General features: G+C 74.3%; 11 protein-coding genes and 1 tRNA gene. 4 read left to right on the top strand and 8 right to left on the bottom strand.

Translation table 11 applies throughout. From position 1 onward, the window contains the following. The 6 genes from VF468_03445 to VF468_03420 all read right to left on the bottom strand — a co-directional run. A partial coding sequence (locus VF468_03445; GenBank protein HEX5877366.1) for a class I tRNA ligase family protein occupies positions 1-460 on the bottom strand: 460 nt, incomplete at its 3' end. A gap of 51 nt (positions 461-511) precedes the next feature. Further along, positions 512-1,360, bottom strand: a complete 849-nt coding sequence (gene rsmI, locus VF468_03440) for a 16S rRNA (cytidine(1402)-2'-O)-methyltransferase (GenBank protein HEX5877365.1) — start codon at positions 1,358-1,360, stop codon at positions 512-514. Positions 1,361-1,370: 10 nt separating this feature from the next. Then, positions 1,371-2,549, bottom strand: coding sequence for a spermidine/putrescine ABC transporter substrate-binding protein (locus VF468_03435; protein HEX5877364.1), 1,179 nt, complete (start codon positions 2,547-2,549; stop codon positions 1,371-1,373). Positions 2,550-2,567: 18 nt separating this feature from the next. Next, positions 2,568-3,278 carry a hypothetical protein gene (locus tag VF468_03430; protein HEX5877363.1) on the bottom strand — a complete coding sequence of 237 codons (711 nt, stop codon included), beginning with the start codon at positions 3,276-3,278 and terminating at the stop codon, positions 2,568-2,570. A 117-nt stretch (positions 3,279-3,395) separates the two neighbouring features. Beyond that, positions 3,396-4,481 carry an S-adenosylmethionine:tRNA ribosyltransferase-isomerase gene (locus VF468_03425; protein ID HEX5877362.1) on the bottom strand — a complete coding sequence of 362 codons (1,086 nt, stop codon included), beginning with the start codon at positions 4,479-4,481 and terminating at the stop codon, positions 3,396-3,398. A gap of 8 nt (positions 4,482-4,489) precedes the next feature. Continuing rightward, a complete protein-coding gene (locus VF468_03420; GenBank protein ID HEX5877361.1) occupies positions 4,490-5,233 on the bottom strand; it encodes an SDR family oxidoreductase in 744 nt (247 codons plus the stop codon). Between the two features lie 186 nt (positions 5,234-5,419). Here VF468_03420 and VF468_03415 point away from each other — a divergent pair, with 186 nt between their 5' ends. Continuing rightward, the gene (locus VF468_03415; protein HEX5877360.1) at positions 5,420-6,322 is read left to right on the top strand and encodes a DMT family transporter; all 903 of its coding nucleotides are present in this window, start codon (positions 5,420-5,422) and stop codon (positions 6,320-6,322) included. A 13-nt stretch (positions 6,323-6,335) separates the two neighbouring features. Here the strand turns inward: VF468_03415 and VF468_03410 are convergent, their stop codons facing one another. Beyond that, complete coding sequence (locus tag VF468_03410) at positions 6,336-6,734, bottom strand: hypothetical protein (protein HEX5877359.1); 399 nt, start codon at positions 6,732-6,734, stop codon at positions 6,336-6,338. Between the two features lie 64 nt (positions 6,735-6,798). Between VF468_03410 and VF468_03405 the strand changes: the two genes are divergently transcribed. Next, the gene (locus VF468_03405; protein HEX5877358.1) at positions 6,799-7,185 is read left to right on the top strand and encodes an HTH domain-containing protein; all 387 of its coding nucleotides are present in this window, start codon (positions 6,799-6,801) and stop codon (positions 7,183-7,185) included. Here the strand turns inward: VF468_03405 and VF468_03400 are convergent. Then, positions 7,145-7,657: a DUF3995 domain-containing protein gene (locus VF468_03400; protein ID HEX5877357.1), complete on the bottom strand. Its 513-nt coding sequence runs from the start codon at positions 7,655-7,657 to the stop codon at positions 7,145-7,147. The genes VF468_03405 and VF468_03400 overlap by 41 nt on opposite strands. A 62-nt stretch (positions 7,658-7,719) precedes the next feature. Here VF468_03400 and VF468_03395 point away from each other — a divergent pair. Together VF468_03395 and VF468_03390 are read left to right on the top strand one after the other, a co-directional pair. After that, positions 7,720-7,793 (top strand) — tRNA-Ala (locus VF468_03395). A gap of 106 nt (positions 7,794-7,899) precedes the next feature. Further along, positions 7,900-8,140 (top strand): site-specific integrase (locus VF468_03390; protein ID HEX5877356.1); only part of this gene is annotated, 241 nt, incomplete at its 3' end.

Genomic DNA, 8,140 nt, shown 5'->3' with positions numbered 1-8,140 from the left:
CGACCGGCCGGCCGTGGATCGGGCAGTTGCCGTCGACCAGCTCCTCGGGGCTGTAGAACTGCTCGCAGGCCACGCAGTACAGGCCCTCGTAGCTGTCCAGGTAGACGTCGCCCTGGTCGTACAGCCGCTGCCAGAGGTGCTGCACCGGGCGCACGTGGCGCTCCTCGGTGGTCCGGATGAAGTCGTCGTAGGCGATGTCCAGCTCGGCCCAGGTGGCCTTCCAGCGCTCGACGATCTGGTCGGTCCAGGCCTGCGGGTCGAGGCCGCCCGCCTCGGCCGCCCTGGCCACCTTCTGGCCGTGCTCGTCGGTCCCGGTGAGGAACAGCACCTTGTCCCCGTGGGCACGCCGCCACCGCGCCAGGACGTCGGCCGCGATGGTGGTGTAGGCGTGGCCGATGTGCGGCAGGTCGTTGATGTAGTAGATCGGGGTGGTGAGGTAGAAGGTGTCCTTCTCGGTCACCGTGCGACGTGCCTTTCCGGGGGCGCGGGCCAGATCCCGGTCAGGCTAGCATCATCCGCCCTCGCCCCGGGCCTCCAGGACGGCCTGGTAGACGCTGCGCCGGGGGACGCCGGTGGCCTCGGCCACGGCGCTGACGGCGTCCCTGGTGCTGGCCCCGCCCTCGACCAGGGTGGCGACCTCGGCGGCCAGGTCGGCCGGGCGGGGCCGGGGGGTGGCGCCCGCCGGGACGCCGCCCACGACCAGGGTCAGCTCCCCCCGCGGCCCCTGCTCGCCCAGCCGCGCCCGCACCTCCTCAAGGGGGCCGCGCACGACCTGCTCGTGCAGCTTGGTCAGCTCGCGGACGGCCGCCGCGGGCCGGCCGGGGCCGAAGGCCGCGACCATCGCGTCCAGGGTGGCCAGGACCCGGTGCGGGGCCTCGAAGAACACCATCGTCCGGGGCTCGGCGGCCAGCTCGGCCAGGCGGCGGTCGCGCTGGCCGGGCCGCCGGGGCAGGAACCCCTCGAAGCAGAACCGGTCGGTGGGCAGCCCGCTCACCACCAGCGCGGCCACGACGGCGCTGGGGCCGGGGACGACCTCGACCGGGACGCCCCGCTCCAGGCAGGCGGCGACCAGGTGGTAGCCGGGGTCGGACACGGCCGGCGTGCCGGCGTCGCTGACCAGGGCCAGGCGGAGCCCGCCGGCCACCCGCTCGGCCAGCTCCTGGGCCCGCTCCTTCTCCCCGACCTCGTGGTAGCTGGTCATGCGGGTGGTGACGCCCAGGTGGGCGAGCAGCTTGCGGGTCTGGCGGGTGTCCTCGCAGGCGACCAGGTCGGCCTCGGCGAGCACCCGGGCCAGCCGGGGCGAGGCGTCCTCGAGGTTCCCGATCGGGGTCGCGCAGACGATCAGCCTGCCTTCCTTCATATGGGGAAGGCTACTTGACGATCTGCTCGTAGGCCGCCTGCCACTTGTCGAGCTTCTGGCCGGTCAGGGTGAGGATGGACAGCTTGGTCGAGGCCGGCGGGTAGATCGACGGGTCGGCCGTCTGGTCGGCCGGCAGCAGCGGCTTGGCCAGCGACACCGGCGTGCCGTAGCTGACGTACTTGGAGATGCGGGCCTGCACCTTGGGGTGGAGGACGTAGTTCATGAACCGGGCGGCGTTGGCCGGATGGGGGGCGCCCTTGGGCACGCACATGACGTCGACGAACCGCAGCGAGCCCTCCTTGGGGATGGCGTAGCTGACGTCCTGGTTCTGGTCCTGGGCCTGGAAGACGTCGCCGCTCCAGCCCTGGGCCAGCCAGGTCTCGCTGGCGGCCAGCTCGTCGATGTAGGTGTCGGTGGTGAAGCCCTTCAGCTTCGGCTTGATCGACCGGACCAGCTTGACCACGTCGGCCAGGTCCTTGTCCTCGATCGAGTTGGGGCTGCGGCCCAGGTGGATGAGGGCGCAGGCGATCAGGTCGGTCGGCTCGCGCAGCAGCGTGACGTGGCCGCCCATGGCCGCCGCCGGCTCGAACACCGCCGCCCAGGAGTCGACCTGCTCGCCCGCCTTGGCGCGGTTGAAGCCGATGCCGGTGGTGCCCCACTGCCAGGGGACGGTGAAGCGGTTGCCGGGGTCGTAGTCGGTCTCGACGAACTCCTGGTCGAGGTTGGTCAGGTTGGGGATCAGGTCCTGGCGCAGCGGCTCGATCAGGTCGAGGTTCAGGTAGGTGGGGACGAAGTTGTTGGTCGGGACGATGATGTCGTAGCTGGTGGGCCCGGACTTCATCCGCTTCAGCAGGTCGTCGTTGGAGGAGAAGACGTCGTAGTTGACCCGCAGGTTGCTCTGGGCCTGGAACAGCGGGATGGTGCGGTCGTCGATGTAGTCCGACCAGTTGTAGATGTTGAGCAGCCGCTCGTTGACGCGGTTGCCCGGGACCGGCTGGCCGTCGGCCGCGCCCGCCGCCGCCGACGGGTCGTCGCCGCCCCATCCGGCCACGGTGCCGCCGGCGTAGCCGGCCGCCCCGGCGGCGGCCAGCAGCCCGGCGACCTGCAGGAAGCTGCGCCGCCCGACCCGCCGGTCGGGCTGGCCCACGAGCAGGTTCAGCTCCGGGTCTTCCTTGCCGGCTCGTGCCATTTTCTCGATCTCCTTCGGCTATCCCTGTCGCACGACGACCTCGTCGGCCAGCAGCGCGTCCCCGGCCGGGACCCCGTCGGCCACGACCTCCAACCGGAGTGGGCCGGCGGTGGCCACGGTGTGGGGGACGATGACGCGGCGCCACTCCAGGCCGGGCAGCGTGGTCGCGGCCGCCTTCGAGCCCTCCTTGGCGCCGGGGCCGGTCAGGCGGATGGTGACCCGCAGGCCGGGGGCGGTCGACCGCACCCAGGCCGAGGCCACGTACCGCTGCCCCTTCTTGGCCTCGGGGGCGGCGTCGGGCAGGGCCAGCCCGACCCGGCCCGGCTCGCGGGCCCGGACCGAGGCGCACGACCCCGAGGTCCGGCCCTGCGGCTCGCGGCTGGCGTCGGCCGCGCCGAGCACCTCCCAGCCGGCCAGGTCCTGCTCGAAGCTCCAGTTGCCGACCAGGTTGCCGAACGACCCCTGCCCGGGGGGCCGCGAGGTCGGGCCGGCGGCGGCGGTCGTGGCCGCCTCGGCGCCGGGCGCGTCGGGCGCCTCCTCGGCCGAGCCGATCAGCCAGGTGGCCAGGACCCCGGCGAACACCACCGAGGCGATGACGATGGCGATGGCCATGGCGGCCGGGCCGCCGAGCGACCGCCGGGGCGCCTCGTGGCGCCCGCGTTGGTGGTCGGGCTCATCGGGTTGGTCGGGCGCCGGCAGGGCGCGCTGGTCCATGGTGTCGTCCTCCACGAGCACCCATCCTCGCCTGAGCGCTCGGCCCGGGCACACCCGCAAAGCAAGGAATCTAAAGCAAGGCGATCTACGCAGGCGACTCCTACGAGTTGCGGATGCAACTAACGCAAAAGGTCATGACCTGCCATTTAGGCTGTTCGGAAGGAGCAGGCAGACGTCCCCGAACTCGTGCCAGAGGTAGCCCGCACCGAGGGCGGCGGCATAGGCCCGGTCGAGCGCGGGCCGGTCGAGGAAGGCGGCCAGCAGGTCGAGATGGCTGGCCTCGGGCTCGTGCAGCCCGGTGAGGAGCCCGTCGACCACCGCCAGCCGATGGCCGGCCCCGATCCGCAACCGGGTCACCCCGCCCCCGGCCCGGCCAGCGGTGGTCTCCAGCGCGCGGACCACGGTGGTGCCGACGGCGACCACCCGGCCGCCGGCCGCCCGGCAGGCGGTCACCGCGTCCGCGGTCGCGGCCGGGACCAGGTAGGGCTCGGCGGGCACGTAGCTGCGGTCGGTGGCCGGGTCGCCGTAGGTCGACAGCCCGGCATGCAGGCTGATGGTGGCCAGCCCGACCCCCCGGTCGCGCAGGTCCCGCAGGGTCTGGACGGTGAACGGCCGGCCGGCGCTGGCCATCTCGGCCGACCCGGGCCCGGCCGCGAACAGCGTCTGGTACTGGTGCAGCGGCCAGGGCCGGGGCACGTACGCGTAGCGCACCGGCCGCCCCGCCCGGTGCAGCGCCTCGGCCAGCCGCTCCGAGGCCAGGTCGAAGGCGAGCCACACCAGCGGCGCCGCCTCCTCGTGGCGGCCGAGCACGGTCGCGCCCAGCCCGCCCGCGAACTCGAGCCGCTCCCCCGCCGCCAGGGCCGGCGCCGGCGGGCGGGTGTCGGTCGGCACCAGCGCCGGGTCCTCCCCGCCGGCCGGCACCCCCAGGACCAGCGCCGCCCAGCGCTCCCCGTCGCGGGCGGCCAGGCGGACCTCGAGGGGCGCCCCGTCCCCGGTGCGCCCGAGCAGGCTGGCCGGGAGGGTGCGGGAGTCGTTGACGACCAGCAGGTCGCCCGGGTCCAGCAGCCGGGGCAGCTCGTGGAAGCGGTGGTGGGCGACCGACCCGCTGGCCCGGTCGACCAGCAGCAGGCGGACGTGGTCGCGGCGCAGGCCCCGGGCCTCGGGCGGCGCCGCCGCCTCCAGCTCCGGCGGGAGCCGGAACCGGACCGCGCTGCGCACCGCCGGCCCTAGGCTTCGGCGGGCGCGAACCCGGCCGCCTCCAGGCGCTCGCCGCTGCCGCCTGAGTCCTCGGCCAGGCGGACGAACACCTCGGTGCGGTCCTCGGGGCGGGCCAGGGTGGCCGGGTCGTCGTCGGGCAGGGCGGCGGCGTGCATGGCCGTGGCCATGTCGCCCGGGTCGACGGCGTTGACCCGCACCCCGGTGCCGTCCAGCTCGCTGGCCCAGATCCTGCTCATCTGGTCGAGGGCGGCCTTGGACACCCCGTAGGCCCCCCAGCCCGGGTAGCCGACCACCCCGGCGTCGCTGGAGACGTTGATGACGCTCCCCCGCCCGGCGGCCAGCATGGGCCCGAGCAGCGCCCGGGTGAGCAGGAACGGCCCCAGCAGGTTGACCTCCAGCACCCGGCGCAGCGCGTCCGGGTCGGTGTCGACCAGGTACGGCATCGGCGTGGGTCCGAGCTCCGAGGCGTTGTTGACCAGCACGTCGACCCGTTCGAAGGCGGTGAGGGCGGCGGCCGCGACCCGCTCGACGTCGGCCGGGTCGCCGACGTCGGCCGACACCGTCACCGCCCTGGCCCCCAGCGCCTCGGCCTCGTCCCGGACTCCCTCCAGCGGCCCGGGCCGCCGGGCCACCAGGACCAGGTCGGCTCCCTCGCGGGCGTAGGCCAGCGCGACCGCCCGCCCCAGCCCCTGGGAGGCGCCGGTGATGAGCGCGGTCGTCCCGGCCAGCCTGCCGTCGAAAGGTCGGGTCATCTCGACACCCCCGTCGCTGCGAGCAGATGCCGGCATGGTGCGCCCGCCCTCACGATTTTGTCAACGAGCCTGTTGACTTAATAGGAAGGCGCCGCCGGGACTCCTGAAACCGGCCCGTCGGAACGGGGTTGGAGCGAGAGTAGCCTGAGGAGGACGCCTCCCTTCCGACCTTCCTGCGGGGTGCCCGTGCGACGCCTGTTCCTGCTGGCCTTCATCTGGGGCTGGTCGTTCCTCTTCATCAAGGTCATCCTCGAGGACGCCCCGCCCACGTTCCTGGCCTGGGGACGGATCGCCCTCGGCCTGGCCGTGCTGGCCGTCGCCATGCGCCACCGCTCCGAGCGCCTGCCCGAGCGCCGCTACTGGGGCCACCTGCTGGTCCTGGGGCTGGCCATGAGCGTGGTGCCGTTCATCCTGATCGGCTGGGGCGAGGAGCACATCAGCTCGGCCCTGGCCTCGGTCCTGAACGCCTGCACGCCGCTGTTCGCGGCCGGGTTCGCGGCCGGCCTGCTCGGCGAGCGCCTGCGCCCGCCCCAGCTGGCCGGCATCGCCGTCGGCTTCCTGGGCGTGGCCGTGGTCGCCGGGGTCGGCGGCGGCGACCTCGCCGGCAGCTCCCTGCTCGGCTCGGCCGCGGTCGTCCTCGCCGGCGCCGGCTACGGATTCGGGTTCGCCTACGCCAACCGCTTCACCACCGGCCTGTCGGCCCTCCAGCTGTCGTTCGGCCAGCTCCTGGCCGCCACCGTGCTGCTGGCGCCGGTGGCCGCCGTGGACGTCGCCGCCGGCCGGGTCGACCTCGGCCCCCTCGCCGCCCTCTGCCTGGTCCTGCTGGGCGCCCTCGGCACCGGCTACGCCTACCTGCTCAACTACCGCACCCTCCAGGAGAGCGGCGCCACCGTCGCCTCCCTGGTCACCTACCTCGTCCCCCTGGTCGCCGTCGCCGCCGGGGTGGTCGTCCTGGGCGAGCCGTTCTCCCTCCGCCTCGTCGTCGGCGGCCTGATCGTGGTCCTGGGCGTCGCCCTGGTCCAGGGCCGCCTGTTCGGCCCCCGCGAGCGGGCCACGGAGCCGGTCCCGGAGACCGCGACCTGCGACTGAGCGGCCCGGCCGCTCAGGCCTGGGGGGTGGTGTCGACGACCACCTGGATGGCGAGCTCGCCGCTGTCGGAGCGGCGCAGCAGGTAGCGGTAGGAGGTGTGCTGGCGGGCGGCGCCGGACTCGTCCAGGTAGGCCCAGCGGACGTCGGCCAGGGTCAGGGCGGGGGTGAGGGGGTCGACGCCCCGCAGCTCGGGGCGGATGCCGACCAGGCCCTGGGCGCGGTAGGCCTCGGCGGCGCCGGCGAAGGCGGCCTCGACCTCGCCCGGCTCGGCGACCGGGATGGCGGCGGCGTCCCCGACGACCAGGCCGGGAACCATGTAGCAGGCGGCGATGCCCGGCAGGTCCCCGCCGGTGAGGGCCTCGGCGTAGCGGTCGAGGAAGGCCGTCACGTCGGGATGCGATGTCGTGTCCATGGACCCGACTCTACGATGAGAGCCCGGCACGCCCGGGCCGGTCTTCCCGGAAAGGCCCCGACCCATGACGACACGGCCCGTCGCGCCGACCCAGCCGCACCTGGCCAGGCTCCGGGTCGAGCGCCAGCACCGCCTGATCGAGGAGCTGCGCCTGGCCGCCGGCCGCCACGCCACCGCCGAGGACCTGGCGACCGCCCTCGGGGTCGACGTCCGCACCGTCGAGCGCGACATCACCCGCCTCCGCGACGCCGGCGTCCCCATCACCGCCCGCCGCGGCCCCGGCGGCGGCTTCCGCCTCGACGTCCCCCCGTCGGTCCCCCCGGTCCGCCTCTCCCCCGGCGAGATCGCCGCCCTGGTCGTCTCCGTCACCGCCGTCGGCCCCTACGTCTCGGCCACCGCCCGCTCGGCCCTCACCCGCCTGCTCGACGCCCTCCAGCCACCGCAGCGCTGAGCCGCCCGAAGCGCCAGGCCGCCACCCCGAGCAGCACCCCCCACACCAGGAACCAGAGATCCCAGACCAGCACATGCCACCACAGCGCCGCCCGGTCCCCGGCCCCCGCCACCTCAACCACCCCGCCCAGCGCCAGCGCCCCCCCGACCACGTACAGCCCGCCGTACCCCACCAGCACCACCGCCCCGGCCCACGCCACCACCAGCAGCACCCGCCGCGGCAGCACCCGCCCCCACGGCCGCACCAGCGCCAGCGCCAGCACCGCCCCCGCCGCCTTCAGCACCCCGGCGACCCCGGCCAGCCACAGCACCGCCGGATCGCCGACCCTCCCCAGCTCCTCCAGCCGCCCCCCGAGCGTGCCGATCCCGGCCGTCCCCCCGAACGCCCAGTAGAAGCTGACCACCGCATACACCGCCGCCACCACGCACGCGGCGTAGGCGGGCCAGTTCGCGGTACGTTCGGAAGCCCTCATGACGCCAGGGTAGGTGGGTCGGGCCACCGAACCGGTCTGGTACCATCCCAAACGCTCACCTTGGGGGTGTAGCTCAGCCCGGCAGAGCGCCTCCCTCGCACGGAGGAAGCCAGGGGTTCAAATCCCCTCACCTCCACCCCACCCCTGATGACCAGCGCAAACGCTGGTCATCTTCATGCTCGGGGCCGATTCGGGTAGCCGCATAACGCTTGGAAGTCACCTCACTTCGCTACATTCCGGGCATGAACCAGCAGCCGCCGGACCGACTCCTCCGCTCCTTTGAGCGCTACCTGCGCGCCACCAACCGCTCGGAGCGGACCGTAGGCAACTACCTGGAAAACCTGCATCAGGTCGAGGCGTTCCTACAGCCTCGTGGCGTACGCCTGCGCGACGCCACCCGCGCCGACCTTGAGGACTTCCTCGCCGACCTGCTCGCCCGCCGCTCCGCCGCCACAGCGGCAACCCGCTACAAGGTCCTGCGCG

This window comes from Actinomycetota bacterium, assembly GCA_036280995.1.
GTDB lineage: Bacteria > Actinomycetota > CALGFH01 > CALGFH01 > CALGFH01 > CALGFH01.
The sequence above is the reverse complement of the archived record's forward strand: the minus strand, read 5'-3'. Positions and strand labels throughout refer to the sequence as shown.

Excerpts from the sequence above, each read along its gene's own strand:
- rsmI (HEX5877365.1), bottom strand. The coding sequence starts at position 1,360 with ATGAAGGAAGGCAGGCTGATCGTCTGCGCGACCCCGATCGGGAACCTC.
- VF468_03420 (HEX5877361.1), bottom strand. The coding sequence starts at position 5,233 with ATGACCCGACCTTTCGACGGCAGGCTGGCCGGGACGACCGCGCTCATC.
- VF468_03435 (HEX5877364.1), bottom strand. The coding sequence starts at position 2,549 with ATGGCACGAGCCGGCAAGGAAGACCCGGAGCTGAACCTGCTCGTGGGC.
- VF468_03405 (HEX5877358.1), top strand. The coding sequence starts at position 6,799 with ATGACGACACGGCCCGTCGCGCCGACCCAGCCGCACCTGGCCAGGCTC.
- VF468_03410 (HEX5877359.1), bottom strand. The coding sequence starts at position 6,734 with ATGGACACGACATCGCATCCCGACGTGACGGCCTTCCTCGACCGCTAC.
- VF468_03400 (HEX5877357.1), bottom strand. The coding sequence starts at position 7,657 with ATGAGGGCTTCCGAACGTACCGCGAACTGGCCCGCCTACGCCGCGTGC.